The sequence below is a fragment of the Peribacillus sp. SIMBA_075 genome (assembly GCF_046534585.1).
In genome coordinates this window covers 1-278 of sequence record NZ_JAWRYN010000454.1, presented here as the reverse complement: position 1 = coordinate 278, position 278 = coordinate 1, and the positions used below count along the sequence as shown (strand labels likewise).

The window sequence follows — 278 nt, the reverse complement described above, 5'->3', positions numbered from 1 at the left end:
CGCAAGATTCATATCGATTACTTTGTCACCTTCAAGCCATCCAGCTCGCATTTCTTTCGATGGGAGACGAAATGTAACAAATTTCATCGTGATTCCTCCCTATGAAAATGAAATTTCCACCAACAAAGGAACTCTTGCTGGTGGATACAAATTTTATAAATTTCCGCGACGCTCTTGTTCTCTTTCAATTGATTCGAATAACGCTTTAAAGTTACCTTCGCCAAATCCACGAGAACCTTTACGTTGGATGATTTCAATAAATAAAGTTGGACGATCTA

General features: G+C 38.1%; 1 pseudogene. It reads right to left on the bottom strand.

Annotated features, from left to right (window positions below):
• Nucleotides 1–153 precede the first annotated feature (153 nt).
• Nucleotides 154–278: pseudogene (locus SB775_RS28975) on the bottom strand (4-hydroxyphenylpyruvate dioxygenase); the annotation flags it as partial.